The 26,841-nt window shown below is 73.3% G+C and carries 24 protein-coding genes and 2 riboswitches; of the genes, 18 read left to right on the top strand and 6 right to left on the bottom strand.

Features of this window, described 5'->3' with window-relative positions:
* Positions 1–165: 165 nt before the first annotated feature.
* The 5 genes from EKG83_RS38345 to EKG83_RS38325 are packed head-to-tail and all read left to right on the top strand — an operon-like array spanning position 166 to position 4,967.
* Positions 166–1,449: an extracellular solute-binding protein gene (locus EKG83_RS38345; RefSeq protein WP_051765545.1), complete on the top strand. Its 1,284-nt coding sequence runs from the start codon at positions 166–168 to the stop codon at positions 1,447–1,449.
* The gene (locus EKG83_RS38340) at positions 1,446–2,426 is read left to right on the top strand and encodes a carbohydrate ABC transporter permease (RefSeq protein ID WP_084716331.1); all 981 of its coding nucleotides are present in this window, start codon (positions 1,446–1,448) and stop codon (positions 2,424–2,426) included. Before EKG83_RS38345 ends, EKG83_RS38340 begins: the two co-directional genes overlap by 4 nt.
* 5 nt (positions 2,427–2,431) lie before the next feature.
* Positions 2,432–3,295 carry a carbohydrate ABC transporter permease gene (locus tag EKG83_RS38335; protein WP_051765543.1) on the top strand — a complete coding sequence of 288 codons (864 nt, stop codon included), beginning with the start codon at positions 2,432–2,434 and terminating at the stop codon, positions 3,293–3,295.
* 56 nt (positions 3,296–3,351) lie between these two features.
* Positions 3,352–4,716, top strand: a complete 1,365-nt coding sequence (locus tag EKG83_RS38330) for a GH1 family beta-glucosidase (RefSeq protein ID WP_033430745.1) — start codon at positions 3,352–3,354, stop codon at positions 4,714–4,716.
* Positions 4,713–4,967 (top strand): hypothetical protein, encoded by a 255-nt coding sequence (locus tag EKG83_RS38325; RefSeq protein WP_033430635.1) that lies wholly within the window; start codon positions 4,713–4,715, stop codon positions 4,965–4,967. Before EKG83_RS38330 ends, EKG83_RS38325 begins: the two co-directional genes overlap by 4 nt.
* Before the next feature lie 184 nt (positions 4,968–5,151).
* Here the strand turns inward: EKG83_RS38325 and EKG83_RS38320 are convergent, their stop codons facing one another.
* Both EKG83_RS38320 and EKG83_RS38315 read right to left on the bottom strand, forming a co-directional pair.
* Positions 5,152–6,141 (bottom strand): LacI family DNA-binding transcriptional regulator, encoded by a 990-nt coding sequence (locus EKG83_RS38320; RefSeq protein ID WP_248782378.1) that lies wholly within the window; start codon positions 6,139–6,141, stop codon positions 5,152–5,154.
* An 82-nt stretch (positions 6,142–6,223) separates the two neighbouring features.
* Positions 6,224–7,312 carry a GNAT family N-acetyltransferase gene (locus tag EKG83_RS38315; protein ID WP_033430634.1) on the bottom strand — a complete coding sequence of 363 codons (1,089 nt, stop codon included), beginning with the start codon at positions 7,310–7,312 and terminating at the stop codon, positions 6,224–6,226.
* Between the two features lie 101 nt (positions 7,313–7,413).
* Between EKG83_RS38315 and EKG83_RS38310 the strand changes: the two genes are divergently transcribed.
* Positions 7,414–7,698: a hypothetical protein gene (locus EKG83_RS38310; protein ID WP_033430633.1), complete on the top strand. Its 285-nt coding sequence runs from the start codon at positions 7,414–7,416 to the stop codon at positions 7,696–7,698.
* 470 nt (positions 7,699–8,168) lie between these two features.
* Here the strand turns inward: EKG83_RS38310 and EKG83_RS38305 are convergent, their stop codons facing one another.
* Positions 8,169–8,564, bottom strand: a complete 396-nt coding sequence (locus EKG83_RS38305) for a hypothetical protein (protein ID WP_153278708.1) — start codon at positions 8,562–8,564, stop codon at positions 8,169–8,171.
* A 120-nt stretch (positions 8,565–8,684) separates the two neighbouring features.
* On the opposite strand from EKG83_RS38305, the gene EKG83_RS38300 reads away from it, so the two are divergent.
* The 3 genes from EKG83_RS38300 to EKG83_RS38290 all read left to right on the top strand — a co-directional run bounded on the left by EKG83_RS38300 (position 8,685) and on the right by EKG83_RS38290 (position 14,123).
* Positions 8,685–9,248: a DM13 domain-containing protein gene (locus EKG83_RS38300; RefSeq protein WP_033430631.1), complete on the top strand. Its 564-nt coding sequence runs from the start codon at positions 8,685–8,687 to the stop codon at positions 9,246–9,248.
* A 244-nt stretch (positions 9,249–9,492) separates the two neighbouring features.
* Positions 9,493–10,482 (top strand): AraC family transcriptional regulator, encoded by a 990-nt coding sequence (locus tag EKG83_RS38295; RefSeq protein WP_033430743.1) that lies wholly within the window; start codon positions 9,493–9,495, stop codon positions 10,480–10,482.
* A 104-nt stretch (positions 10,483–10,586) separates the two neighbouring features.
* Positions 10,587–14,123: a phosphodiester glycosidase family protein gene (locus tag EKG83_RS38290; protein ID WP_228122366.1), complete on the top strand. Its 3,537-nt coding sequence runs from the start codon at positions 10,587–10,589 to the stop codon at positions 14,121–14,123.
* A 170-nt stretch (positions 14,124–14,293) separates the two neighbouring features.
* Here the strand turns inward: EKG83_RS38290 and EKG83_RS38285 are convergent, their stop codons facing one another.
* On the bottom strand, positions 14,294–16,357 hold the full coding sequence (locus EKG83_RS38285; protein ID WP_033430630.1) for a 3-hydroxyacyl-CoA dehydrogenase NAD-binding domain-containing protein: 2,064 nt from the start codon (positions 16,355–16,357) through the stop codon (positions 14,294–14,296).
* The gene (locus tag EKG83_RS38280) at positions 16,357–17,559 is read right to left on the bottom strand and encodes an acetyl-CoA C-acetyltransferase (protein WP_033430629.1); all 1,203 of its coding nucleotides are present in this window, start codon (positions 17,557–17,559) and stop codon (positions 16,357–16,359) included. Before EKG83_RS38280 ends, EKG83_RS38285 begins: the two co-directional genes overlap by 1 nt.
* Before the next feature lie 175 nt (positions 17,560–17,734).
* Here EKG83_RS38280 and EKG83_RS38275 point away from each other — a divergent pair, with 175 nt between their 5' ends.
* The 9 genes from EKG83_RS38275 (at position 17,735) to EKG83_RS38240 (ending at position 26,121) form a co-directional block, all read left to right on the top strand.
* Complete coding sequence (locus EKG83_RS38275) at positions 17,735–18,883, top strand: acyl-CoA dehydrogenase family protein (protein WP_084716337.1); 1,149 nt, start codon at positions 17,735–17,737, stop codon at positions 18,881–18,883.
* Entirely contained in the window at positions 18,883–20,010 is a 1,128-nt protein-coding gene (locus EKG83_RS38270) for a CaiB/BaiF CoA transferase family protein (protein WP_033430627.1), read from the top strand. The genes EKG83_RS38275 and EKG83_RS38270 overlap by 1 nt, the downstream gene beginning before the upstream one ends.
* A 722-nt stretch (positions 20,011–20,732) precedes the next feature.
* Positions 20,733–20,894, top strand: coding sequence for a hypothetical protein (locus EKG83_RS47270; protein ID WP_170191822.1), 162 nt, complete (start codon positions 20,733–20,735; stop codon positions 20,892–20,894).
* Positions 20,895–21,085: 191 nt separating this feature from the next.
* On the top strand, positions 21,086–21,571 hold the full coding sequence (locus EKG83_RS38265; RefSeq protein ID WP_033430626.1) for a hypothetical protein: 486 nt from the start codon (positions 21,086–21,088) through the stop codon (positions 21,569–21,571).
* Between the two features lie 393 nt (positions 21,572–21,964).
* Positions 21,965–22,390 carry a hypothetical protein gene (locus EKG83_RS38260; RefSeq protein WP_033430625.1) on the top strand — a complete coding sequence of 142 codons (426 nt, stop codon included), beginning with the start codon at positions 21,965–21,967 and terminating at the stop codon, positions 22,388–22,390.
* 15 nt (positions 22,391–22,405) lie between these two features.
* A complete protein-coding gene (locus EKG83_RS38255; protein ID WP_033430624.1) occupies positions 22,406–22,708 on the top strand; it encodes a DUF3817 domain-containing protein in 303 nt (100 codons plus the stop codon).
* A 62-nt stretch (positions 22,709–22,770) separates the two neighbouring features.
* Positions 22,771–22,862, top strand: a riboswitch (glycine riboswitch).
* Position 22,863: 1 nt separating this feature from the next.
* Positions 22,864–22,951: riboswitch (glycine riboswitch) on the top strand.
* Positions 22,952–23,059: 108 nt separating this feature from the next.
* Complete coding sequence (gcvT, locus tag EKG83_RS38250) at positions 23,060–24,160, top strand: glycine cleavage system aminomethyltransferase GcvT (RefSeq protein ID WP_033430623.1); 1,101 nt, start codon at positions 23,060–23,062, stop codon at positions 24,158–24,160.
* Positions 24,161–24,178: 18 nt separating this feature from the next.
* The gene (gene glyA, locus EKG83_RS38245) at positions 24,179–25,444 is read left to right on the top strand and encodes a serine hydroxymethyltransferase (RefSeq protein WP_033430622.1); all 1,266 of its coding nucleotides are present in this window, start codon (positions 24,179–24,181) and stop codon (positions 25,442–25,444) included.
* An 83-nt stretch (positions 25,445–25,527) separates the two neighbouring features.
* Positions 25,528–26,121, top strand: coding sequence for a malonic semialdehyde reductase (locus EKG83_RS38240; RefSeq protein WP_033430621.1), 594 nt, complete (start codon positions 25,528–25,530; stop codon positions 26,119–26,121).
* A 66-nt stretch (positions 26,122–26,187) separates the two neighbouring features.
* On the opposite strand, the gene EKG83_RS38235 is transcribed toward EKG83_RS38240, so the two are convergent.
* A complete protein-coding gene (locus EKG83_RS38235; protein WP_033430620.1) occupies positions 26,188–26,820 on the bottom strand; it encodes a COG4315 family predicted lipoprotein in 633 nt (210 codons plus the stop codon).
* Positions 26,821–26,841: the final 21 nt, after the last annotated feature.

Raw genomic sequence — 26,841 nt, 5'->3', positions numbered from 1 at the left:
CCGGTGACGGCGAGCGTACGAAAGCGCTTCAGAAAGTTGCGGAACGATCTCGTTGGTTCCGGTCCCCGTTGACATCCCGGCCCGGCCCCCCGACTGTGAGAGCGCTCTCATGAGAGCGCTCTCATGACGTCGGGCGAGAGCCGGCGGGCACGTCGAGGAGGACGGATGAGCAGGACCCCGGTCGGACGGACGAAGGCCGCCGCGGCGGTCGCCGTGGCAGCCGCGCTGGTGACCGCGTGCGGTGGCGGGGGAGGTGGCGCCGGGGACGACAAGGTCAAGCTGTCGATCGGCGTCTTCTCCGACTTCGGCTTCACCAACCTGATCAAGGAGTACCAGGCCGCGCACCCGAACGTCGAGGTCGAGCAGCGCACGGTCAAGATGGAGCAGCACCACACGCAGCTCGCCACCCAGCTGGCCGGCGGTCGCGGTGCCGCGGACATCGTGGCCATTGAAGAGGGCAACATCGCCCAGTTCCGCCAGTCCAAGGACAAGTTCGTCAACCTCGCGGACCACGGCGCCAAGGAGCTGGAGTCCCGGTGGGCGCCCTGGAAGTGGAACCAGGGCACCACCGACGACGGGAACTTCGTGCTCGGCCTGGGCACCGACATGGGCAGCCTCGCGCTGTGCTACCGCCGCGACCTGTTCCAGGCCGCCGGGTTGCCCACCGAGCGCGACGAGGTCGGCAAGCTGTGGCCGACCTGGGCGGACTACCTCAAGGTCGCCGACACCTTCACCGCGGCCACGCCGGGCGTGAAGTTCGTCGACACCGCCCAGAACGTCTACAAGGCCATCCTCGACCAGACCGAGGAGGGCTACTTCGCCAAGGCCGACGACTCGTTCATCGCCGGCACCAACGAGAAGGTGGCGGACGCCTTCGAGCTGGCCGCGAGCCTGGGCGAGAAGAAGCAGACCAGCGCGCTGACCCCGTTCAGCCAGGACTGGAACGTCGCCCTCAAGCAGGCGTCCTTCGCCACCACGACGTGCCCCGCGTGGGCGCTCGCGCTGATCAAGGCCGGTGCCGGCGACGAGGCCGCGGGCAAGTGGGACGTGGCCGCCGCGCCCGGTGGCGGCGGCAACTGGGGCGGCTCGTTCCTGGCCGTGCCCAAGCAGGGCAAGCACCCCGAGGAGGCTTACGAGCTGGCCAAGTGGCTGACCGCGCCCGAGCAGCAGAAGCGGATCTTCAAGGAGACCGGCAACCTGCCCAGCGAGCCCGCCGCGTACAAGGACCCCGAGGTCACCGCGACGAAGAACGAGTACTTCAACTCCGCGCCCGTCGGCGAGATCTTCGGCAACTCCGCGGAGAACCTGAAGCCGACCTACCGCGGCACCAAGGACGCCAAGGTGACCCCGGTGTTCAACAACGCCCTCTCCCGCGTGGAGACCGGCAAGCAGGGCACCGCCGAGTCGTTCGCCCAGGCCGTGCAAGAGGCCGGGGACGCGGTCAAGTGACCGTCGCACCGGAACGGGCGCGGGCGGGGCGGGGCGTCGACCCCGTCCCGCCCGCGCGGCGGCCGCCGTGGCGGGACCGGCTCGACCGGTGGGACACCAGGTACACGCCGTACCTGGTCGTCGCGCCGTTCTTCGTGGTGTTCGGCGTGTTCGGGCTCTACCCGCTGCTCTACACCGCGTGGGTGTCGCTGCACGACTGGCAGCTCGTTGACGGCGCCGAGCGCTTCGTGGGCCTGGCCAACTACGCCGAGCTGCTCTCCGACGAGAACTTCTGGAACGCGCTGGTCAACACGATCAGCCTGTTCCTGCTCTCCACCGTCCCGCAGCTGCTCGCCGCGCTCGGCCTGGCCGCCCTGCTCGACCGCGGCCTGCGCGGCCGGTCGTTCTGGCGGGCCGGCGTGCTGCTGCCCAACGTCATCTCGGTCGCGGCGGTCGCGCTGGTGTTCGCCCAGCTGTTCGGCCGCGACTTCGGCGTGGTCAACTCCCTGCTCGGGCTGGTGGGGATCGACCCGGTGGACTGGCGCGCCGAGACGTGGGCCTCGCACCTGGCCATCAGCTCGATGGTGGTGTGGCGGTGGACCGGCTACAACGCGCTGATCTACCTCGCGGCCATGCAGTCGGTGCCCAAGGACACCTACGAGTCGGCCATGCTCGACGGCGCGTCCCGCTGGCGGGTGTTCTGGTCGATCACCGTGCCCAGCATCCGGCCCACGATCCTGTTCACCGTCGTGGTGTCCACCATCGGCGGCATGCAGCTGTTCGTCGAGCCGCAGCTGTTCGACCCGGGCGGCACGGCCACCGGCACCGGCGGCAACGACCGGCAGTTCCAGACCCTGGTGATGTACCTGTACGAGAAGGGCTTCCGGTTGTTCGACGCGGGCTACTCCTCGGCCATCGCCTGGATGTTGTTCCTGCTGGTGCTGGTGGTGGCACTGGTCAACTTCGCGCTGACGCGGCGCATCGCGTCGAAGGGGTGAGGCGGATGACGACCGCGGTGGCGCGCAGGCGGTCCGCCTCGCGCTTCTCCGTCGCGAACGCGGGCCCGTTCACCTACGCCCTGCTGGTCGTGGTGCTGGTCGCGTCGGTGTTCCCGCTGTACTACTCGTTCCTGATCGCCAGCAAGGACAACTCGGCGCTGGGCGAGGCGGTGCCGTCGCTGGTGCCGGGCGGGAACCTGGTGGCGAACCTGGCCCGGGTGTTCGACACCGTCGACTTCTGGCTGGCCATGCAGAACTCGCTGGTGGTCGCGGGCACGGTGGCGATCAGCAACGTCGTGCTGGGCACGCTGGCCGGTTTCGCGTTCGCGCGGCTGCGCTTCCGGGGGCGCGACTCGCTGTTCCTGGTCGTGGTCGGCACCGCGATGGTGCCCACGCAGCTCGGCGTGGTCCCGCTCTACATGCTCATGTCCGACCTCGACTGGTACGGCACGCTCCAGGCGGTGGTCGTGCCCGCGCTGATCGGCTCGTTCTCGGTGTTCTGGATGCGCCAGGCGTGCGAGGAGTCGGTGCCGTACGAGCTGGTCGAGGCGGCGCGGGTGGACGGGTGCGGTGTGCTGCGCACGTTCTGGCACGTGGCGTTCCCGGCGGTGCGGCCGCAGGCGGCGGTGATGGGCATGTTCACGTTCATGACCGCCTGGAACGACTTCTTCTGGCCGCTCATCGTGCTGGACCCGAACGACAGCCCCACCGTCCAGGTGGCGCTGTCGGCGCTGGCCAGCGGTTACTACACGGACTACTCGCTGATGCTGTCCGGCGCGTCGCTCGCGGTGCTGCCGGTGGTGGCGATCTTCGTCCTGCTCGCCCGCCAGGTCGTCGGCGGGATCATGCAGGGCGCGGTGAAGGGGTGAATTCTTCGGTGAACTCGACGCCGACCACCGCCGACCCGGCGGTCGGGACCGGCCTGCTGCGCTTCCCGCCGGACTTCCGGTGGGGCGCGGCCACGGCGGCGTTCCAGATCGAGGGCGCGACCACTGTGGACGGTCGTGGTCCGTCCATCTGGGACGCGTTCGCGGCCAGGCCCGGTGCCGTGCTGGGGGGTGACACGGGCGAGCCCGCGTGCGACCACTACCACCGCTACGCCTCGGACGTGGCGCTGATGGCGGGGCTGGGGCTGCGCTCGTACCGGTTCTCGCTGGCGTGGCCGCGCATCCGGCCGACGGGCGCGGGCCCGGTCGAGCCGCGCGGCCTGGCGTTCTACGACCGGCTGGTGGACGAGCTGCTGGGGCGCGGCATCGAGCCGGTGGTGACGCTGTACCACTGGGACCTGCCGCAGGCGCTGGAGGACGCGGGCGGTTGGCGCAACCGCGACACCGCGTACCGGTTCGCCGAGTACGCGGAGCTGGCGCACGCGCGCCTGGGCGACCGCGTCGCGGAGTGGACCACGCTCAACGAGCCGTGGTGCTCGGCGTTCCTGGGCTACGCCACCGGCATCCACGCGCCGGGCGTGGTCGACCCGAAGGGGTCGCTGGAGGCGGCGCACCACCTGCTGCTCGGGCACGGGCTGGCGTTGCAGGCGATGCGCGCGCGGGCGCGGCCGGGGCACCGGTTCTCCATCGTGCTCAACTTCTGCGCGGTGCTGGCGGAGGACGAGGAGGCCGCCCGCAAGGTCGACGGCCTGCAGAACCGGCTGTTCCTCGACCCGCTGGCCGGCCGGGGGTACCCGGAGGACGTGCTGGCCGAGACCGCGTGGCTGGGGGACTGGGCGGCGGTGGTGCGGCCCGGTGACCTGGAGGTCATCGCCACCCCGATCGACTGGATGGGCGTGAACTACTACAGCCCGACCCGCGTGGCGGCCGCTGCCGAGTCGGTGGTGGCCGACGGGCCGTTCCCGGGCCTGCGGGGCGTGGAGTTCCTGCCGCCGCGGGGGGAGGTGACCGGGTTCGGCTGGGAGGTGCGGGCGTCGGCGTTCACCGACCTGCTCGTGCGGCTGGGGCGGGACGTGGCCGTGCCCCTGGTGGTCACGGAGAACGGGTCGGCGTTCCCGGACACCGTGGTGGACGGCGAGGTGGAGGACGAGCAGCGGACCCGCTACCTGGTCGACCACCTGCGCGCGGTGCACCGGGCCGTCGAGGCGGGGGTGGACGTGCGCGGGTACTTCGCGTGGTCGCTGCTGGACAACTTCGAGTGGGCGGCGGGGTACAGCCAGCGGTTCGGGGTCGTGCACGTGGACTACGGGACGCAGGTGCGGACGGTCAAGCGGAGCGGCCGCACGCTGGCGAAGGTCATCGCGGCCAACGCGGTGCCGGCGGAGGGGTACGACCTGGGGTGAGGTCCGCGAGGGGGCCGTCCGGTGGTGGCCGGGCGGCCCCCTCGCGCGGTGGCACCCGGCCGGCGCGGAACGCGCCGCCGGCCGTCGAAGTCCTCCGCCACCGCCTCCTCCCGGGCCCGGAACCCGCGACCCGCGACCCGCAGGACGCGTTCCTGCGCCTCGCCCGCGAGGCCGGCGTCCACGAGGGCCGGGCGGGCAACCCCATCAGGATCGCCCACGAACGGGTGGAGCGGTCGCTGTCGACGAGCTGACCCGCGGGCAGGCCCCGGCCCGGCGCGAGCCGCGGATGCCCGAGGCGGTCCCGGCGCACCTGCTCGACGTGGCCGCGGCGTCCGTCGGCGTGCCCGCGCCGGTCGACAACACCCACCGTCCACCGGCCGCGCGCGTTCCGCCAGTGGGCCCCGGAGCACCGCGACGGGTTCGGGTACCGCCCGGCTACGGCGCCGACGCCCGCTTGACCAGCGTGGTCGGCAGGACCTCCCGCTTGGCCTTGATCGGTTCGTCGCGCAGCAGCCGCAGCAGGTGGGTCACCATGTGGCGCACCTGCGCGGTGGTGTCCTGCCGCACGCTGGTCAGCGGCGGCGAGGTGTGGGGCGCGATCATCGGGTGGTCGTCGAAACCCACCACGGCGACGTCCTCGGGCACCCGCCTGCCCGCGTCGCGCAGGGCGTCCAGCGCGCCCGCCGCCATGTGGTCCGAGGCGATGAACGCCGCGTCGAGGTCGGGCACGCGCGCCAGCAGCGCCTCCATTGCCCGCTTGCCGCCCTCGCGGGAGAAGCCGCCGTCCTCGGTCATCAGCGCGGTCGTCTCGTCGTCCGCGCCGACCGCCAGCCGCCACCCGGTCAGCCGGTCGCGCGCCGAGTGCTCGTCCAGCGGCCCGGTGACCGACACGATCCTCCTGCGGCCCAACGAGATCAGGTGCTCGGTGGCCAGCAGGCCGCCGCCCTCGTTGTCGTGGTCGACCAGGTGCATCCCGCGCAGCGAGCCCCACGGCCGCCCCGCGTACACCACGGGCAGCGGCAGCTTGCGGGCCGCGGTGAGCAGGTGGTCGCCCTTGTGCGGCGCGAACATCAGCGCGCCGTCCACGTGCCCGCCCGCCAGGAACCGCTCGGCGCGCGCCTGGTCCTGCGGCGAGTGCACCAGCATCAGCACCATCTGCACGTCGGCGTCGGCCAGCGCCCGCGCCGCGGACCGGATCAGCCACGCGAAGTGCGGGTCGTCGAAGATCTTCGGCTCCGGCTCGGAGAACACCACCGCCACCGCGCCGCTGCGCCGGGTCACCAGCGCCCGCGCCGCGTGGTTCGGCTGGTAGCCCAGCTCCACCACCGCCGCCGTGACGGCCTCCTGCGCCTCCGGGCTCACCCGGGGCGAGGCGTTGAGGACCCGCGACGCCGTCGCCCGGGACACGCCCGCCCTCGCCGCCACGTCCTCCAGCGTTGGCCTGGCGCCTGAGTGCGACTGGACCGACACGGGCACCACTCCTCGACTTCGCTCACCCCACCCCAGCTTAGCCGGAGGCGAACTGCCGGGAAGCGCTCTCAGGGAGTGTCGCGCCGGTGATCGGCGCGCCGCCGGTGGAGATCGACACCCGCAGCAGCCCGTCCTCCCGCCGGCACGAGTGCGCCAGGCCCGCGCGCGCCGCGGTGCGCGGGAGCCCCCGCTCGTCGGGCAGGCACCAGCCGACCAGCTCGCGGTACCCGGCGGCCCGCGCGGTGCGGGCCAGCGCGCCGAGCAGCGCCGTGCCCACGCCCCGGCCCTGCCAGGCGTCCTCCACCAGCAGCGACACCTCGGCGCTGTCCGGAGTGGACGTGGGGATGAGCTGGCCCAGCGCCACCACCCGGTCCGCGCACTGCGCCACCGAGGTCGTGCCGCGCGGCGGGCTGAGCAGCCGGTGCAGCCACCGCCGCGGCACCGTCCGCGTGCCCGAGTGGTACCGGTTGAACAGGGTGCCCATCGAGCACCGGGCGCGCAGGTCGGCCACGGCCCGCTCGTCACCGGACCGGCCGGGCCGCAGCACCACGGCCACCCCGTCGGTGGTCAGCACCCCGACCGGTTGCGGCGCCGGTGCCCCGCCGGCGGCCAGCAGGTCCAGCAGCGCCTGCGCGCGGGCCAGCTCCACCTGCGTGAACGGCGCCCAGCCGCGTCGGGCGAGCACGGCGACGCCGTCCCGCGCCACCAGCCGCGCGTGGTGGCCGTCCGGCTCGACCTGCTCGTCCGGCGAGTCGGGCGCGGTCACCACGGAGTCCGCCGCCAGCACCGCGCGCAGCGCCTCGCACGCGGCCGCCGGGTCGTCCAGGCCCCGCGCGGCCGCGCGCAGCGCCGCGGTCGGCGCGTCGACCAGGTCCCGCACGTCCGCGGCGGTGATGCCGGCGCACCGGCCGCCCTCGGCGCGCACCGCGGCCAGCAGGTCGGCGGGCAGCAGGCCGGGCGCGGCGCGCACCACCAGCTCGTCGAGCACGCCGCCGGGCACCGGGATCACGGACAGCGCCAGCACGTTGCAGTCCCGCTCGGCCAGCCGGGTGGTCACCCGGGCCAGCGCGCCCGGGCTGTCGTCCAGCTCGACGCGCAACCGCCAGGTCTTCGGTGTGGGCTCCATGGGACCAGGCTGGTGGGCCGACGTTGCCGGGCGGGGACGTGGGCGTTTCGGCTCCGTTGACGGGTCCGGCTCAGTCGTTGCAGTGCGGTGGCGGCAGCGGGTTGAGCGGGCTGCACGGCCAGGCGGTGCTCCGCGCGGACGTGGTCGTCGTGGTCGTCGGGGGCGCCTCGGTGGTCGGCGGCGGTGGCGGCGGGGGAGCGGCCGGTGCCCTGGTGGTCGTGGTGGTCCTGGTCGTGGTCCGGGAGCTCGGCGGCGAGGACACCGCGTCGGTGGTCACCGGGCTCGACGACGCGGGCGCGCTGCTGCTGGTGGTCGAGGGGCGCTGGGTGACCCAGGTCGAGGCGGGCACCTCGGCCCGCCCCTCGCGGTCCCGCCCGTCGAGGTAGACCCCGATGAGGACGCCCGTCAGGGCCGATGCCGCCACGGCCAGCCCGCACGTCGCCCACAGCACCCGCCGCACAGCCGGCCTCCTCAGCAGATCGCACCCGTGGCGCAACGATGAGCGGCTGAACAGTACCGCCCACCGGGGGCGGTCGCGCCCCAGCGGTGCACCCGGGCCCGTTCGACCACCCAGACCACCCGGTTCGAGCACCGTTCTCCGCTCTCCTGCGGACAACGAGCGGACCGGCGCGGCGGTGACGGCGGCCCGCCGGCGTGATCGGGAGGTCTTGGTCACCCCTGCTACCAGGAAGTTCACCCGGAGTGCCGGGCAGAGCCGCTTCGGCGTCCGATGCACTCCTTCGGGGGACGCGCCATCGGGCAAGTGCACGGTGCACAGTGCGACACGTCTGCGGGTGAACGGTCGCCGGGGGACGCACCGAGCGTGAACGGTTGATCGGACGGGTGAACCTGCGGCTCAGCGCCGCTCGACCTCGTGCCGCAGGGCGGCCAACTGCCGCTCCAGCGCGGCCGTGCCCAGCACCCGGGCCAGCACCAGGCCCGCCCCGGCGAGCCCCGCCACCAGCACCGACCCGGTCATGTGCCAGGTCGGCGCGTCGTCGGTGCAGGCGAAGACGTCGGTGAACCGCTCGGTCGAGCAGGTGACGTACGCCACGGGCGCCAGCCCGATGCCCGCCGCGGCCACGCCGCCGAGCAGGGCCGAGCCGAAGGTGCGCATGAGCGGGAACGCGGCGTTGACCGCGCCGGCCGCGGCGATCGCGAACATCAGCGGCACCGGCTGCGGGAACGGCCCGAACGCGGCGCAGGACACCATCAGCGCGCACACGACCACCAAGCCGGCCCGTTCATCCACCCGGCGACCCTAACAACGCCCGCCCGCCGCACGTCAGAACTTCGTAAGGCGATTTCCGCCGCGCGAGCGCCCCCGTTTCGCCAGGGTGGTCGGCGACAGCGGAACTGCGGGAGGCGCGAGATGTCCAAGCGGGTAGTGGTGGTCGGGGTGGCGGGCGTCCTGGTGGTGGCGCTCGTGGTGGGTCTGTACCTGTTCCAGCCGTGGCGGCTGTGGACCGACCGGACGGCCGACGACGCGCTGCTGGTGCAGGCCGGCGCGACGACCACCGGTGCCATGACCGCCGAGTCCATGACCGCCGAGTCCATGATCACCCCTTCGGGCACGACCGCGCCGCCGGCGGGCCCGGTGGTGGTGGCGTCGGGGGCGTTCCGGTCGCTGGAGCACGACACCGCGGGCAGCGCCTCGCTGGTCCGGCTGCCCGGCGGTGGGCACGCGGTCCAGTTCGAGGCGCTGGACACCTCCGATGGTCCGGACCTGTACGTGTACCTGTCGCCGGCGCCCGCGGAATCGGAGGAGGCGGCGTTCGGCTCCGGTTTCACGAACCTCGGCAAGTTGCGGGCGAACAAGGGCAACCAGGTCTACGAGGTGCCCGCCGGCACGGACGTTTCAGGGGTCCGCAGCGTCGTGATCTGGTGCAAGAGGTTCTCCGCGGGCTTCGGCGTAGCACCGCTGGTACAGGGGTGACACGCGGTCGAAACACGAGAGGGGTGGTTCGTGCCACGCCTAGCCTTTTCGCCGTATTGACGCATCTGGTCTAGACCACTTAAAGTGGTAGGTACCACAACGTCCCTCGCAGATGGGCGGGCGGAAGCCCCATCCGCGAGGAGCCGGCTCACTGGGGTGGGCCAACCGTTGGCGGCGGCGCGGCACCACCTCTCTCTCCCCGCGCCGCGCCGTCGCCGACGGCAGTCGGGCAGACTGTCGGGTGATGCTCACCAGGACCATCGCGATCCACTACGTCCGCGCCGCCCTGCGCGGAGCCGTGCGCCGGGGGCACTGCGCCGGGGAGTTCCTGGGCCCGGCCGGCATCGGGGAGGCGCTGCTGGCCGACGAGCGCGCCCGCGTCACCCCCGCCCAGTACACCAAGCTCGTCCAGACGCTGTGGGAGGTGCTGGACGACGAGTTCATGGGCCTGGGCCCGCAGCCGAGCAAGCGCGGCACGTTCCCCACGATGTGCCTGCTCGCGGTGCACTGCGCCTCGCTGGACGAGGCGCTGCGACGCGGCCTGGCGTTCTACGCGCTGTTCGACGTGCGGCCCGTGATGGCGCTGGGCGAGCGGGACGGCGCCGCCGCGTTCACCCTGGACGCCGCGGGCGTGGACGACCCCGACCGGTTCCTGGTCGAGTCGCTGCTGGTGCTGTGGCACCGGTTCTCGTCGTGGCTGATCGGGCGGCGCATCCCGCTGCGCGGCGTCGACCTGGCCTACCCGGAGCCGCCGCACGCCGCGGAGTACCACCTGATCTTCGGCGCGCCCCTGCGGTTCGGCGCGCCCACCACCACGCTGCGGTTCGACACCCGGTTCCTGCGCATGCCGGTGGTCCAGGACGAGGCGGCGCTCAAGCGGTTCCTGCGCGGCTCGCCCGCCGAGCTGCTGTCGCGGCGCGACTACGGCGCCGACACCTCCAGCCAGGTGCGCCGCATCCTCGGCGGCGGGGTGGTCGGCCTGGACAACGTGGCCGCGCGGCTGGGCGTGAGCGCTCCCACGCTGCGGCGCAAGCTCGCCGCCGAGGGCACGTCGTTCCGCGAGGTGCGCGAGCAGCTGCTGCGCGACCAGGCGGTGGCCGGCCTGGTGCGCGGCGGTGAGTCGGTGGAGGAGCTGGCGCTGAGACTGGGGTTCTCCGAGGCGAGCGCTTTCCACCGGGCGTTCAAGCGGTGGACCGGCAGCAGCCCGGGTACCTACCGGGCGGGGGGCGGTTAGGCCGGGCGGGGTGGGCAACTGCCGCCGAACGGCCGTGGTCGGCAAATCCTCCACGCGGTGGACTGATTTCGCGAAAGTTCGCCACCCACCACGCGGGAGTACCCGTGTTCCCACGCCCTGCCTGCGCGACCCGGCTCACCGCCCTGGTCGCCGCCCTGGTCACCACCCTGTTCGCAGCCGCGGTGCCGGCCCTCGCCCCAGCGGCGAACGCCGAACCCGCCACCGCGCTGCCCACCCGACCCGCCGCCACCCGACCCGCCGCCCTGCCCGCCGCCGCTCTGCCTGCGGCCTTCCCGACTACCGCCACCCCGTCCGCCTCCACTCCTCCCGCTCCCGCCACCCCGCCCGACCTCCTCCCGAACGCACCCGACCCCACCACCGGGTTCGGCCCGGAATCGGGCGTCACCCCGTCGACGCGCGCGGACCGCGTCGGCACGGCGTCCGCGGTCGACCCGGCCCACCGCATCGAGACCTCCCGCACCACCCGACCGGTCGCGCCGGGCGTCTCCCTGGACTCCTTCGACTGGTACGAACCGGGCGAAGCGGGCGGCTGGGTGCGCGGCGACGCCCTCACCGTCGACCTCACCGCCGGCACCCGCGTCGAGTACCTGCACCCCGGCGCCGTCTCCTCCGCCGAACCGCTGGCCGCCCAGGCCGACCGCACCCGGGCGGTCGCCGCGGTGAACGGCGACTTCTTCGACATCAACAACTCCAACGCCCCGCAGGGCGTGGGCGTCCAGGGCGGCCGCGCCGTGAAGTCGCCCAACCCCGACCACCGGCGCGCGGTCGGCCTGGACGCCGCCGGCGTCGGCCGCGTCATGGAGGTCTTCTTCGAGGGCCGCGTCCTCCGCCAGGACGGCACCTCGTTCCGGCTCGACCAGCTGAACAACGCCGCGGTCGAGAGCGGCGGCGTGGGCGTGTTCGACCCGCTGTGGGGCACCTACAGCCGCGCGCGGGCGGTGCGGGGCGCGACGCGCGTGACCGAGGTGGTGGTGCGCGGCGGCGCGGTGGTCGAGCGGCGCGACCACGCCGGCGACGACCCGATCCCCGCCGACGGGTTCGTGCTCGTCGGCCGCGAGGCCGGTGCCGACCTGCTCGGCACCCTCCTGCCCGGCGAGCGCGTCACCGTCGAGCACACCACCAGGGCCGACGACGGCGCCACCCCGCGCACCGCGCTCGGCGGCAACCAGCTGCTGCTGCGCGACGGCGTGGTCGTCGCACCCGACGACGCGCTGCACCCGCGCACCGCGGTCGGCTTCGACGCCACCGGCGAGCGGATGTTCGTGCTCACCGTCGACGGCCGGCAGGGTCAGTTCCTGCTCGGCCTCACCCTCATGGACGTCGCCGCGGTCCTGAAGGAGATGGGCGCCCACAACGCCCTCAACCTCGACGGCGGCGGCTCCTCGACCATGCTCGCCCGGGTGCCCGGCGACGAGGCGGTCACCCTGGAGAACACCCCGTCCGACGGCGTGCAGCGGCCCGTGCCCAACGGCCTGGCCCTCTACGCGCCGGCGGGCAGCGGCGAGCTGACCGGGTTCTGGGTGCGCACCGCGGTCGACCCGCGCACCGCGCCCGGCACGGGCACCGTCCCCGGCGGGCGGCCCGACCGGGTCTTCCCCGGCCTGACCCGCAGGCTGGTCGCCGAGGGCTACGACGAGACCTACGGCCCGGCGCGCGACGAGCGGCACGAGTGGCACACCTCCCGCGCCGACGTGGGCCGGGTCGACGCCGACGGCGTCTTCCGCGCCCGCCGGCCGGGCACGACGACCGCGGTGGCCCGGCGCGGCGACGTGGCGGGGCGGCTGGAGCTGACCGTGCTCGGCCCGCTGGCCGGGCTGGAGGCGACCACCGCGCGACTGAGCCTGCCCGAGGTGGGCGGCGCGGGGTCGTTCGGCGTGGTCGGGCGCGACGCGGACGGGTTCACCGCGCCCGTCGAGCCCGGCGACCTGGCCCTGGAGTTCGACCGCTCGGTCGTCGACGCCGCGCCGGACGGCGGTTCCGTGCGGATCACCGCCCGCGGGCCCGGCGCGACGACGGTGGTGGCGCGGGTCGGCGGGCACGAGGTGCGCGTGCCGGTCACCGTCGGCCTGGAGGAGCGGCTGGTCGCGGGCTTCGACGACGCGGCGTCGTGGACGTTCGGCTCGGCCCGCGGCTCCGGCTCGGTCGCGCCCGCGCAGGGCCGCACCGGCGCCGGCCTGCGGATGACCTACGACTTCAGCCTGTCCACCGGCACGCGGACCGCGTACGCGATCCCGCCGGCGCCGATCGAGGTGCCCGGCCAGCCGCTGGCCCTCGGTGCCTGGGTCTACGGGCACGGCCGGGGCGAGTGGACCGCGTTCACCGTCACCGACGGCACGGGCCAGAGCCGGTCGCTCTACGGCCCGTACCTCACGTGGACGGGGTGGGGGCGCCTGGAGGTGCCGGTGCCCGCCGGGCTGGTGTTCCCCTTGCGGGTGAACAGGTTCTACACGATCGAGGTCAAGGCCGACCGCCAGTACTCGGGCGAGGTGCTGGTGGACGACATCGTGGCCGAGGTGCCGCCGGACGCGGAGCTGCCCGTCGTCCCGCCGACCGAGGACCGGCTGGTGGTGCGCGACGGCGCGGTCGCCGACCGGCCCTGGCGGTTCGCCGTGCTGTCCGACGCCCAGTTCGTGGCCCGCGACCCCGACAGCGCGCTGGTCCGCGCCGCCCGCCGCACGCTGCGCGAGATCAGGGCGCAGCGACCCGACTTCGTCGTGGTGGCGGGCGACTTCGTGGACGAGGCGGCACCCGCCGACCTCGCGCTGGCCCACCGCGTGCTGACCGAGGAGCTGGGCGACGCGGTGCCCTGGTACTACGCGCCGGGCAACCACGAGATCATGGGACCGGGCACGATCGGGAACTTCCGCGCCGAGTTCGGCGCCACCCACCGGGTCTTCGACCACCGGGGCACGCGGTTCGTGCTGCTGGACTCGTCCACCGGGACCCTGCGCGGCGGCGGGTTCGACCAGGCCGTGGCGCTGCGCGAGGCGCTGCGCGACCACGAGGGCATCGACTCGGTCGTCGTGGTGCACCACCACCCGCCGCGCGACCCCACGCCCACCAGAACCAGCCAGTTGTCCGACCGCCTGGAGGCCGACCTGGTGGAGGACTGGCTCGCGGAGTTCCGGCGCACCACCGGCAAGGGCGCGGCGTTCATCGGCGCGCACGTCGGCGTGTTCCACGCCTCACGCGTGGACGGCGTGCCCTACCTGGTCAACGGCAACTCGGCCAAGACCCCAGCGGCCGACGACGCCTTCACCGGCTGGACCCTGCTGGGCGTGGGCGCCCGCCACCCCGGCGACGAGTGGATCGCCGCCGAGGTCCGCCCCCACGTGGACGCCCTGACCCTGACCGTCCCGCCCACCGTCCCCCTGAACACCCCGGTCCCCGTGTCGGCCACCCTCACCCAGGGCACCCGCACCGTGCCGGTGACCTACCCCGTCACCGCCGACTGGACCGGCTCGCCGAACCTGCACATCGGCCCGCGCACCGGCCTGCGCCCCTGGCACACCGCCCACCTCGACCCCGCCACCGGCACCCTGACCGCCCTCCGCCCGGGCCGCATCACCCTCTCCCTGACCGTCAACAGCACCACCCGAACCACCACGACCACCGCCTGACCCCCGCGAGTCGAACCTCCAGCCCCCTCGTGTCGAACCTTCAACCCCGCCGAGTTCAACGCTCAGGACCCCCGAGTTCCACATTCGCACCCGGTCAAGGGGTCGCGAATGTGGAACTCGGGGGTCCTGGAGGTTCGACACGCGGGGTCTGGAGGTTCGACTCGCGTGGATCAGTAGGGGGTGTTGGTGGCGGCGCGGTCGCGGAGGGAGGCGGGTGGGCGGAAGCGCTCGCCGTAGGTGTCGGCGAGGTAGTCGGCGCGCTCGACGAACCCGGTCAGGCCGTAGGAGTTGATGAACTGGAGTGTGCCGCCGCTCCACGGCGCGAAGCCGAACCCGAAGACGCTGCCCACGTTCGCGTCACCGACCGACGTGAGCACGCCCTCGTCCAGGCACCGCACCGTCTCCAGCGACTGGATGAACAGCAGCCGGTCGGCCACGTCCTGCTCGGTCACCCCGGCGTCGGCCCGCGCGTAGCGCTTGAGCCCCGGCCACAGGAACTTCTTCCCGCCCTCCGGGTACTCGTAGAACCCGGCGCCGCCGGACTTGCCGGTGCGCCCCTCGGCCACCAGCTCCTCCAGCACCGCGAACGCCGGGTGGTCGCCCAGCGCGCCGGCCGCCGCCGGGTCGTCGGCCAGCGTCTGGTCGCGGATCTTGAGCTGGAGCGTCAGCGTCACCTCGTCGGACACCGCCAGCGGCCCCACGGCCATGCCCGCGCGCCGCGCCACGTTCTCGATCAGCGCGGGCGACACGCCCTCGGCGACCATCGACACGGCCTCGGTCACGTACGTGCCGAACGTCCGCGACGTGTAGAAGCCGCGGCTGTCGTTGACCACGATCGGGGTCTTGCCGATCTGGAGCACGTAGTCGAACGCGCGGGCCAGCGTCTCGTCCGACGTCCGCTCGCCGCGGATGATCTCCACCAGCCGCATCTTCGGCACCGGCGAGAAGAAGTGCAGGCCGATGAACCGCGTCGGGTCCGGCACCGCCGACGCCAGGCCGGTGATCGGCAGCGTGGACGTGTTGGACGCGATCACCGCGTCGGGCAGCGCCGCCGCCTCGGCCGCGGGCAGCACCTGGTTCTTCAGCTCGCGGTTCTCGAACACGGCCTCGATCACGAGGTCGCAGCCCGCCAGGTCGGCGTCGGAGTCGGTCGGCGTGATGCCGGGGGTGTCGGCCGCACCGCGCGCGGCGGCCTCCCGGGTCACGTCCTTGAGCACCACCTCGATGCCCGCCTTGGCGCTGACCTGCGCGATGCCGGCGCCCATCATGCCCGCGCCGAGCACGCCGACCTTGGTCACCTTCGACGGCGCGACGCCGTCCGGGCGCGAGCCGCCGGCGGCGATCTCGTTCAGCTGGAACCAGAACGTGGTGATCATGTTCTTGGCGACCTGGCCGGTGACCAGCTCGACGAAGTACCGCGCCTCGACCTGCAACGCCGTGTCGAAGTCCAGCAGCGCGCCCTCGACGGCCGCGGCCATGATCTTCTCCGGCGCCGGGTACGCGCCGTGGGTCTTCTTGCGCAGCACGGCCGGCGCCGCGGCCAGCAGCCCGTACACGTTCGGGTCACCGGGCTTGAGGTCCGGCACCGCGTAGCCGGGCCGGTCCCACGGCTGCACGGGCTCCGGGTTGGCCTTGATCCACGCCCGCGCCTTCTCGACCAGCTCCTCGCGCGTGGCCGCCAGCTCGTGCACCATCCCGGCCTGCAGCGCCCGCGCCGGCCGCAGCTGCCTGCCCTCCATCAGCAGCGGCAGGGCGGGCTGCACGCCCAGCAGCCGCACCATGCGCGTCACGCCGCCACCGCCGGGCAGCAGGCCCAGCGTCGCCTCGGGCAGGCCGAGCTTGATCCGGTCGTCGTCCAGGACCACCCGGTGGTGGCACGCCAGCGCGATCTCGAACCCGCCGCCCAGGGCGGAGCCGTTGATCGCCGCCACGACCGGCCTGCCGAGCTGCTCCAGGCGCCGGAGCTGGGCCTTGACCTCCTCGACGAACTCCAGCGCCTCGCCGGCGTTGTCCGGGGTGATCCGGACCAGCAGGTTGAGGTCGCCGCCGGCGAAGAAGGTCTTCTTCGCCGAGGTCAGCACCACGCCGGTGATCTCGTCGCGCTCGGCCTCCAGCCGCGCGACCGCCTCGCCCATCGCCCGGTGGTACTCGGCGTTCATCACGTTCGCCGAGCCCGACATGTCCATGGTGAGGGTGACGATCCCCTCGTCGTCCCGCTCGAAGTGGATTGCCATCAGACCCTCTCGATGATCGTCGCGATGCCCATGCCGCCGCCCACGCACAGCGTGGCCAGGCCCCGGCGCAGGTCCCGGCGCTCCAGCTCGTCGAGCAGGGTGCCGAGGATCATGCAGCCGGTCGCGCCCAGCGGGTGGCCCAGGGCGATCGCGCCGCCGTTGACGTTGACCTTCTCGTCGGGCAGGTCCAGCTCGCGCCGGAACTTCAGCACCACCGACGAGAACGCCTCGTTGACCTCGAACAGGTCGATGTCCTCGACGGTCAGCCCCGCCCTGTCCAGCGCCTTGCGGGCGGCCGGCGCGGGCCCGGTGAGCATGATCGTGGGCTCGGTGCCGACCACGGCGGTGGCCACGACCCGGGCGCGGGCGGTGAGGCCCAGCTCCCGGCCCGCGCGGGCGTTGCCGATCAGCATCGCCGCCGCGCCGTCCACGATCTGCGACGAGTTGCCCGGGGTGTGGACGTGCTCGATGCGCTCGACGGTGGGGTAGCGGTCGATGGCCACCGCGTCGAAGCCCAGCTCGCCGTGGAACGCGAAGGACGGCTTGAGCCTGGCCAGGCCCTCCATCGTGGTCTCCGGGCGGATCGCCTCGTCGTGGTCGAGCAGCACCACGCCGTTCTGGTCGACCACCGGGACCAGGGACCGCTCGAAGTAGCCCTTGTCACGGGCCAGGGTCGCCCGCTGGTGCGAGCGCAGCGCGTAGGCGTCGACGTCCTCGCGGGTGAACCCCTCCAGCGTGGCGATCAGGTCGGCGCTCACGCCCTGTGGCACGAAGTTGGTGGCCATGTTCGTCTCCGGGTCGGCCATCCACGCGCCGCCGTCGGACCCCATCGGCACCCGCGACATCGACTCGACGCCGCCCGCCACCACCAGGTCCTCGAACCCGGACGCCACCTTCGCCGCGGCCAGGTTCACCGACTCCAGGCCCGAGGCGCAGAACCGGTTGAGCTGCACGCCCGCCGGCCGCAGGTCCCAGCCCGCCGCGAGCACCGCCGTGCGCGCGATGTCCGCGCCCTGCTCACCGACCGGTGACACCACGCCGAACACCACGTCGTCCACGGCCGAGGTGTCCAGGTCGTTGCGCCGCGCCAGCGCCCCGAGCACCCCGGAGGCCAGGGTGATCGGCTTGGCGCTGTGCAGCGATCCGCGCTTTCCCCTGCCACGCGGTGTGCGCACCGCGTCGAAGATCAAGGCTTCGCTCATGTACTCAACGGTAGGGTCCGCCGGCCGCCGCGCCCATGACCGCCGCAGGTGACTTATTAGCTCAACCGAGTTCACACGTTCGTGTCGTCGACATGACCATTGCGCTCACGATCGGCCGCCCGCCTGGCGCGCCCCGGTCATGGCGGCGCGGCCCCGCCGGTGGCACCGTCGGGGCATGCCGACTCGCCGATCACCGTGGATGACCGAGGACCTGGACCAGCTGCGCGACCTGGCCCGGACGTTCTTCGCCAAGGAGGCCGTACCCCACCAGGAGCGCTGGGCCGCCCAGAAGCAGGTCGACCGCGACTTCTGGAACAAGGCGGGCGGGCTGGGCCTGCTGTGCCTGTCGATCCCCGAGGAGTACGGCGGCGGGGGCGGCACCTTCGCGCACGAGGCCGTGCTGCTGGAGGAGCAGGCGCGCGCCGGCGACAGCTCGTGGGGCAACAGCGTGCACAGCGGGATCGTCGCCCACTACATCCTCGCGTACGGCACCGAGGAGCAGAAGCGGCGCTGGCTGCCGAAGCTGGCCTCCGGCGAGTACGTCGGCGCGATCGCCATGTCCGAGCCGGGCGGCGGGTCCGACCTGCAGAACATCAGGACGAGTGCCCGGCGCGACGGCGACGGGTACGTGCTGTCCGGCTCCAAGACGTTCATCACCAACGGCGCGCAGGCCGACCTGGTGGTCGTGGTCGCCAAGACCGACCCCTCGCAGGGCGCGACGGGCATCTCGCTGCTGGTCGTGGAGACCGCGGACGCGCCCGGCTTCCGCCGCGGCCGGGTGCTGGACAAGATCGGGCTCAAGGGGCAGGACACCGCCGAGCTGTTCTTCGACGACGTCCGGGTGCCCGCGGCGAACCTGCTGGGCACCGGCGAGGGCCAGGGGTTCATCCAGCTCATGCAGCAGCTGCCGCAGGAGCGGCTGATCATCGCGGTGGCCTCGATCGCGGGCATCGAGGCGGCGGTGGACCTGACGCTGGCCTACGTCAAGGAGCGCACGGCGTTCGGGCGGGAGCTGATCAAGTTCCAGAACACCCGGTTCACGCTGGCCGAGTGCGCCACCGAGGCCCGCGTGACCAGGGCTTTCGTCGACGAGTGCGTGTCGGAGCACCTGGCGGGCCGGCTGGACGTGCCCACGGCGGCGATGGCCAAGTGGTGGGCCACCGAGCGGCTGTGCCGGGTGGTGGACGAGTGCGTCCAGCTCTTCGGCGGCTACGGCTACATGACCGAGTACCCCATCGCGCGGGCGTGGGCGGACGCGCGCGTGCAGAAGATCTACGGCGGGACGAACGAGATCATGAAGGAAATCATCGCGAGGTCGCTCTAGTGCCCGGGCCGCTGGAGGGGTTGAAGGTCGTCGAGCTGGCCGGGCTGGCGCCCGCGCCGTTCGGCTGCATGGTGCTCGCCGACCTGGGCGCGTCCGTGACCAGGGTCGACCGGGTGTCGGGCCCGGCCGGGCCCGCGGACGTGCTGGGGCGCGGGCGGCGGTCGGTCGGCGTGGACGTCCGCCGCCCGGAGGGCGCCGAGCTGGTGCTGCGGCTGGTGGCCGGGGCGGACGTGCTGGTCGAGGGCTTCCGGCCCGGGGTGACCGAGCGGCTGGGGATCGGGCCGGCGCAGTGCCTGGCCCGCAACCCGCGGCTGGTCTACGGGCGGATGACCGGGTGGGGGCAGACCGGGCCGCTGGCCGACCGCGCCGGGCACGACATCAACTACATCGCGGTGGCCGGGGCGCTGGAGCCGATCGGCCGGGCGGGCGCGCCGCCGACCGTGCCGCTCAACGTCGTGGGCGACTTCGGCGGTGGCGGGCTGCTGCTGGCGCTGGGGCTGCTGGCCGCGCTGTACGAGCGGGAGCGGTCGGGGCGCGGGCAGGTCGTGGACGCGGCGATGGTCGACGGTGCGGCGCTGCTGACCACGTTCCTGCACGGGATGTCGGCGGCGGGGGCGTGGCCCGGTGGGCGGGGCGAGAACCTGCTGGACGGCGGTGCGCCGTTCTACGACGTGTACGAGGCGGCGGACGGGAAGTACGTCAGCGTCGGGGCGTTGGAGGAGAAGTTCTACGCCGAGCTGCTGGCGGTGCTGGGGTTGGCCGAGGGTGACGTGCCGAGCAGGCACGACCCGGCGAACTGGCCGGAGCTGCGGGCCCGGATCGCGGCGGCGGTGGCCACCCGGACGCGGGACGAGTGGGCGGGGCTGGCGGAGGGGACGGACGCGTGCCTGGCGCCCGTGCTGGCGCCCGGTGAGGCGCCGCGGCACGGGCACAACGCGGCCCGGGGGGCGTTCGTGGAGGTGGGCGGGGTGGCGCAGCCGGCGCCCGCGCCGCGGTTCGACCGGACGCCCGCCGACGTGCCCGCGCCGCCGCCCGGGGTGGGGGAGCACACGGTGGAGGTGCTGGAGGAGCTGGGGCTGGGTGGCGACGAGATCGCCGAGCTGCGGCGGGCCGGGGTGGTCGGCTGACGCCGGGGTGGGGCTCGGGCGTTCGGCTCGGCGAGTCTGGACGCGTGACTCGCCGGGTCTGAGCGCGTGACACGCCGGAGCTGAGCGCATGACACGCGCGGCTTGAGCGCATGACACGCCGGGGCTGAGTGTGGAACTCGGGGGGTCTGGAGGTTCGACACGACGGGTCTGGGGGTTCGACTCGCGGTGTCGGACTGGAGGACTCGCGGTGTCTGGGTGGAGGACTCGCGGTGTTGGAGTGGAGGACTCGCGGGTTGGGGGGAATGGTGGGGGTGCTTCGGGTGGGGGTTCGGGGTGTTCCGGGCGGTCCGGGTGTTCCGGGTCGTCCGGTGATCGCAAATGAGCGCGAAAAATCACCTGAAGAGGTGGCGAAGAAATGCCGGCGGGCGTCGTGGGTCTTTGTCACGCTCGGTGCGTGAGCCGCCGCAAACAGGTGATGAGCAGTGGAGACGTGACGGTGTCGCTCAACTCCGGGGTCCGTGCCAGGGGGGTGGGCGAGTGCCCGTACCTAGGTGATCGGCGGGACCGCCGGTCCCCTTGATAGTCCGATCAGGTGACGTGGGGGTCGCTCGGTGCGGGCCTGCGTGGGTGGAACAGCGCCCGGTCGAGGGATGCCGGCGGGTTCGGTGCTCGTCATCCGGGTGAATGCGAGACCATGTCGGGTGACGCGACGGGTGCGGCGCCCGCCAACCCCTGCCCAGTGAACGGACGGAGACCGATCAGTGAACGTCAAGAAGGTGGTGACGCTGGCGGCGGTCGCGCTGGTGCTGTTCCTCCTGATCACCCAGCCGAACGAGTCCGCCGAAGGGGTGCGCACGGGTCTCGGGTGGCTCCAGCAGGGTGCGGAGTCGATCATCACCTTCGTCCGCAGCCTCTTCGCCTAGTCCACCTCGCGAGGCCCGATCCGTGCGGTGACTGTGAGTAGCAAACGGCCCTCGACGTTGCACCGTACGGGTGGAATGAGGGCTATAACGCGCTGGTAACAGGGTTTTTGACAAACCGGGGTCTAGCGGTTGTCGGTACCCGCTAATACGGTGCGCTGCATTGGCTGATCTTCGACCGACGAGGAGGCAGAATGGTCGAGGACTCCGGAGTCGACGAGCTGCTGCGGCAGTGGGCGGCTGAGCGCTCGGAGGACGCCGAGCTGCGCGAGGTCAACCGGATCAAGGACGCGTGGCTCGCGGAAGCCCCGCCGTCCCCCGGTATCCCCGTGCAGCGGGCGAACGGCGGTCACCGCGGCCTGATGCGGGTCGAGTCCGCGGACCCCGCCTACGTGGCGGCGATGCGGAAGCGGGCACCCGAGGTGCCCGAGGCCCTGCTCGCGGCCGCGGCCAGCTACTGGCAGCTGGTGGGAGACCTGTCGGAGGCGGAGCAGTGGTGGGACGCCGGCATCAGCCCGCTGGACCAGCGCGCTCTGGACTACCGGGCGGCCGGGCTCACGCCCGCCGACCTCGGTCGTCGACTCGGACCGATGACGGTGCTCCAGCACCTGCGTCGGGGCAGTGCGGCGGCCTGGTGCGTGGCCAGGTTGCAGAGGCAACGCCGGGACGGCGTCGCCTAGTCCGGCACGAGAGGGGCGGGCTCCTGTGGTCGAGGAGCCCCTGCCCGAGGGCGGGCTCCGGTGGGAGGAGCCCTCGCCCGGAGGTGTGGCTCGCCCGGAGGTGTGGCTCGCTCGACAGCGCGAGCCGCCCGAAGTGTGAGATGCCCGAAGTGTGAGATGCGAGACCGGCCCGAGAGCGCGGACCCGAGGCGTGGAACCCGGGATCGCGGGACTGCGGGCCGGATCGAGCAGGGATCAGGCCCGGATCGAGCAGGCCGGATCGAGCAGGCCGGATCGAGCAGGCCGGATCGAGCAGGGATCGAGCGGCGGTCGAGCGCGGATCGGCTGAGCGCGGGACCGGGCGGCGGTGAGCCGCCGCGCCGGGTCGCCCGGGGTGCGAAGTACCCTGGAGGCGTGCCGGGCACCATCACCCCCAAGCGGGCCGCCATCGCGCTGACCTGCGTGGTCTCCCTGGTCGTGTGCTGCGGCCTCGCCTACTGGCAGTGGGAGCGGTTCTCCCACGCGGGCGGCACGTTCCAGAACCTCGGTTACGTCTTCCAGTGGCCCCTGTTCGGCCTGTTCCCCGCGTTCATGGTGTGGCGCTTCCGCAAGTTGGAGGCGAGCCGCCGGGCGGAGGCGGCCGACGACAGCGCCGACGAGACCGCCGGGAGCACCGCCGAGGAGCCCGTGAACAGGCCCGGGGGCGGGTCGGTCGCGGAGCCGGTCGAGCCGGTGGTTACCGTTGAGCCCGTAAGAGCACCCGCGCACCACGACGAGGACGACGAGCTGGCGGCCTACAACCGCATGCTCGCCGAGCTGCACGCGCGGGACCAGCGGTGAGGCGAAGGTAGGGCGATGAGCGGCGCGGTGACCAGGTTCCGGTTCATGGCTTACGTGGTCGGCGTCGGCCTGCTGCTGCTCGTGGTCGCCATGCTCGTCAAGTACGTGGGCGACAGCGCCGGCATGATGCGGGTCGTCGGCCCCGTGCACGGCTTCCTCTACGCGGTCTACCTGGTGCTGACCGTCGACCTGGCGCTCAAGGCCCGCTGGTCGATCAAGGGCACGGCCCTGGTGCTGCTCGCGGGCACGATCCCGTTCGTGTCGTTCATCGCCGAGCGCAGGGTGGTCGCGAGCCTCCACGCGGGCAAGGCCCTGTGAGCAGGGTTGACCGGGCCCCCGGGCCCGCCTAGCGTCTGGCGGTACCAACTGAACACGGCCGTCGACGTCGCGCGGGAGAGTCCCCACCCCGGGTGGGGCGCCGAAGGAGCAACCCCTCCCCGGAATCTCTCAGGCACAGCTACCGCCGACGAAGGCAACTCTGGAAAGCAGGCGCCCCGGCGCGCCTCGCCCACGGTGCAAGCCGCGCAGCGGCGAAGCTCTCAGGCCCATGACAGAGGGGGAGGCTCACTCGACGAGGAGTCTCCGATGGACCGTGTCATCCTTCACGTGCCCGCCGACCCGACCGGTCGGCGCTACCGGCATGCCCGCACCCAGGGAGGACCCCGCCCGATGGAAAGCCGCCGCACGCCCCTGCACGCCGAGCACGAGGCGCTGGGTGCCATGTTCACCGACTTCGCGGGCTGGCGGATGCCGCTGCGCTACGACAGCGAGCTGGCCGAGCACCGGGCGGTGCGCGCGTCGGCGGGCCTGTTCGACCTGACGCACATGGGCGAGATCGTGCTCACCGGTCCCGCCGCGGGCGCCGCGCTGGACCACGCCCTGGTCGGGCACGCCTCCGCGATCGGCGTCGGCCGCGCCCGCTACACGATGATCTGCGAGGCCGACGGCGGCGTGGTCGACGACCTGATCGTCTACCGCACCGGCGAGCAGGAGTACCTGGTGGTGGCCAACGCCTCCAACGCGGCCGTGGTGCACGGGGCGCTGGTCGAGCGGGCCGAGGGCTTCGACGCGACCGTGGAGGACCGGTCCGCGGACTACGCGCTGCTGGCCGTGCAGGGCCCGAAGGCGACCGCGATCCTCGAAGGGCTCACCCCCACCGACCTGTCGACGGTCAAGTACTACGCCTCCTACCCGACCGAGGTGGCGGGCAGGCCCGCGCTGCTGGCCCGCACCGGCTACACCGGCGAGGACGGCTTCGAGCTGTTCGTCGCGCCCGGCGACGCCGTCGAGGTGTGGCGGGCGCTGCTGGCCGCGGGCGCGCCGCACGACCTGCGGCCCGCGGGCCTGGGCTGCCGCGACACGCTGCGCCTGGAGGCGGGCATGCCGCTGTACGGCAACGAGCTGGGCCGCGACCGCACGCCGTTCCACGCGAACCTCGGCCGGGTGGTCAAGCTCGACAAGCCGGGGGACTTCGTCGGCCGCGACGCGCTGGCCGCCGTCGCGCAGCGGGGCGTGGACGCGACCCTGGTCGGCCTGAAGACCACCTCGCGCCGGGCGCCGCGGCACGGCTACCCGGTGCTGGACGCGGCGGGCACCCCGGTCGGCGAGGTCACCAGCGGCGCGCTGTCGCCGACCCTGGGCTACTCCGTGGCGATGGCCTACGTGGCACCCGACCACGCCGCGCCGGGCACGCAGCTGTCCGTCGACGTCCGGGGCAGGCACGAGCCGGTCGAGGTCGTCGCACTGCCGTTCTACAAGCGATCCAGCTGACCCAGGGAGAAGATCCACATGTCCGAGCACTTCACCACCTCCCTCGCGGAGTTCGACCCGGAGGTCGCGAACGCCGTCGCCGCCGAGCTGCACCGGCAGCAGAGCACGCTGGAGATGATCGCCTCCGAGAACTTCACGCCGGTGTCGGTGCTCCAGGCGCAGGGCTCGGTGCTGACCAACAAGTACGCCGAGGGCTACCCGGGGCGGCGCTACTACGGCGGCTGCGAGAACGTCGACGTGATCGAGCGGCTGGCCATCGAGCGGGTCAAGGCGCTGTTCGGCGCGGGCTTCGCCAACGTGCAGCCGCACTCGGGCGCGCAGGCCAACGCGTGCGCGATGTTCGCGCTGCTCCAGCCCGGCGACACGATCCTGGGCCTGGACCTGGCGCACGGCGGCCACCTGACGCACGGCATGCGGATCAACTTCTCCGGCAAGCTCTACAACGTGGTGCCCTACCACGTCTCCGAGGCCGACGGCCGGGTCGACATGGCCGAGGTCGAGCGGCTGGCGACCGAGCACCGGCCGAAGCTGATCGTGGCGGGCTGGTCGGCCTACCCGCGGCAGCTCGACTTCGCCGAGTTCCGCCGCATCGCCGACGAGGTGGGCGCCTACCTGATGGTGGACATGGCGCACTTCGCCGGCCTGGTCGCCGCGGGCCTGCACCCCAGCCCGGTCCCGCACGCGCACGTGGTGACCACCACCACGCACAAGACGCTGGGCGGCCCGCGCGGCGGCGTGATCCTGACCAACGAGGCCGACCTGGCCAAGAAGATCAACTCGGCGGTGTTCCCGGGCCAGCAGGGCGGTCCGCTGGAGCACGTGATCGCGGGCAAGGCGGTGGCGTTCAAGCACGCCGCGTCGCCGGAGTTCGCCGACCGCCAGCGCCGCACCGTCGAGGGCGCGAAGATCCTCGCCGAGCGCCTGTCCCGGCCCGACGCGGCCGAGGCCGGCGTGAAGGTCCTCACCGGCGGCACGGACGTGCACCTGGTGCTGGTCGACCTGGTGGCGTCCGAACTGGACGGCAAGCAGGCCGAGGACCGCCTGCACGAGGTGGGCATCACGGTCAACCGCAACGCGGTGCCCAACGACCCCCGCCCGCCGATGGTCACCTCGGGCCTGCGCATCGGCACGCCCGCCCTGGCCACGCGCGGGTTCGGCGCGGCGGACTTCGCCGAGGTGGCCGACATCATCGCGCTCGCCCTCCAGCCCTCGTCGGACCTGGCGGAGCTGCGGGCGCGCGTCGACGTGCTGGCGGCCAAGCACCCGCTGTACCCGAACCTGTGAAGGTCGCCACCTGACGAAATAGCGCCGCCGCGCCCCTGGTTGTCCCGTGGGCAAGCGCACGGGACAACCAGGAGGTGCGGCCCATGACCTCGGCACTCGACACGCGGGCATTCGAGGACCTGATCTTCCGCGAGGCGCGCACCGCCAACGCGTTCACCGACGAGCCGGTGGCCCCCGAGCAGCTGCGCGCGGTCTACGACCTGGTCAAGTGGGGTCCCACGGCCATGAACAGCCAGCCGCTGCGGGTGCTGTTCCTGCGCTCGGACGAGGCCAAGGAGCGGCTGGTGCCGCACCTGGCCGAGGGCAACCGCGCCAAGACCCGCTCGGCCCCGGTGGTCGCGGTGCTGGCCGCGGACACCGACTTCCCCGAGCACATGGCGGTGACGTTCCCGCACTTCGCGAACGCCCGCGAGGCGTTCGCCGACGACGCCCGCCGCGCCGAGGTGGCCCGGACCAACGCGCTGCTCCAGGTCGGCTACTTCATCGTGGGCGTGCGCGCGGTCGGGCTGGCCGCGGGCCCGATGACCGGCTTCGACGCCGAGGGCGTGCGCCGGGAGTTCTTCGCCGGCAGCGGGGTGGTCCCGCTGGTGGTGGTCAACATCGGGCACCCGGACGAGGCCGGCTACCGGCCGCGCAACCCGCGCCTGGACTTCGAGCAGGCCGCGCGGGTCCTCTGACCCGCTGCGGGACGCCCAAATCCCCCGGCCAACCCCAGCCGGGGGATCAAGGCGCTCCACAGTGGACTACTGGGCCGGCGCGGCCACGCCCGGCGGCAGGCACTCGACGTTGCGCTTGCCGTTCGGCTGCACCACGAACCACGTGCCGCCGACGCCCTGGCCCTTCCACTGGCCCGGCGCCTCGTCCTTGGCGTAGGTGTAGAGCGGCCAGCCGGCCAGGGTCACCTGCTCGGAGCCGTCGGCGCGCTTGACCGTCGACACCAGGTCCGGGTCGACGCCCTGCAGCAGGGGCTTGCCCCCGTTGCTCAGCAGGGGCGGCCAGGTGACCGCGCACTGGCCCTCGCAGTTGGACTTCGCCGGGTCCGGCGCGTCCTTGTCGAACCGGTACAGCGTGCGGCCGTCGCCGTCCTGCACGACCTCGCCCATCTTGGGCACGGTCTTGCCGACCAGGGTGACCTGCGGACCCGCCGGCGCGGCCTGGGCCTCGGGCGCCGCCGCGGCCTCGGGTGTCGCGGCCTCCTCGCTGGTCGCGGGCGCCAGCGGCACCTCGTACCCGTCCTGGGCGGCGGCGTCCACCTGCCCGGTCTGGGCCACCGTCGTGCCCCGCAGCACCGTGGTGTTGGACGTCCACATGACCAGCGCCAGCACGACTGCCATGCCGGCCCCGACGGCGATGGCGACGCGGTTTCGTCGGATCACGCTCAACTCCTCCTAGGTCCG

The sequence above is a fragment of the Saccharothrix syringae genome (assembly GCF_009498035.1).
Taxonomy (GTDB): Bacteria; Actinomycetota; Actinomycetes; order Mycobacteriales; family Pseudonocardiaceae; genus Actinosynnema; species Actinosynnema syringae.
Note: the sequence above shows the minus strand (reverse complement) of the source record. Positions and strands in the feature narration are given on the sequence as shown.

Coding starts and splice junctions, on each gene's coding strand:
- EKG83_RS38345 (WP_051765545.1), top strand. CDS start 166: ATGAGCAGGACCCCGGTCGGACGGACGAAGGCCGCCGCGGCGGTCGCC.
- EKG83_RS38335 (WP_051765543.1), top strand. CDS start 2,432: ATGACGACCGCGGTGGCGCGCAGGCGGTCCGCCTCGCGCTTCTCCGTC.
- EKG83_RS38315 (WP_033430634.1), bottom strand. CDS start 7,312: ATGGAGCCCACACCGAAGACCTGGCGGTTGCGCGTCGAGCTGGACGAC.
- EKG83_RS38300 (WP_033430631.1), top strand. CDS start 8,685: ATGTCCAAGCGGGTAGTGGTGGTCGGGGTGGCGGGCGTCCTGGTGGTG.
- EKG83_RS38295 (WP_033430743.1), top strand. CDS start 9,493: ATGCTCACCAGGACCATCGCGATCCACTACGTCCGCGCCGCCCTGCGC.
- EKG83_RS38285 (WP_033430630.1), bottom strand. CDS start 16,357: ATGGCAATCCACTTCGAGCGGGACGACGAGGGGATCGTCACCCTCACC.
- EKG83_RS38280 (WP_033430629.1), bottom strand. CDS start 17,559: ATGAGCGAAGCCTTGATCTTCGACGCGGTGCGCACACCGCGTGGCAGG.
- EKG83_RS38275 (WP_084716337.1), top strand. CDS start 17,735: ATGCCGACTCGCCGATCACCGTGGATGACCGAGGACCTGGACCAGCTG.
- EKG83_RS38265 (WP_033430626.1), top strand. CDS start 21,086: ATGGTCGAGGACTCCGGAGTCGACGAGCTGCTGCGGCAGTGGGCGGCT.
- EKG83_RS38255 (WP_033430624.1), top strand. CDS start 22,406: ATGAGCGGCGCGGTGACCAGGTTCCGGTTCATGGCTTACGTGGTCGGC.
- gcvT (WP_033430623.1), top strand. CDS start 23,060: ATGGAAAGCCGCCGCACGCCCCTGCACGCCGAGCACGAGGCGCTGGGT.
- glyA (WP_033430622.1), top strand. CDS start 24,179: ATGTCCGAGCACTTCACCACCTCCCTCGCGGAGTTCGACCCGGAGGTC.
- EKG83_RS38240 (WP_033430621.1), top strand. CDS start 25,528: ATGACCTCGGCACTCGACACGCGGGCATTCGAGGACCTGATCTTCCGC.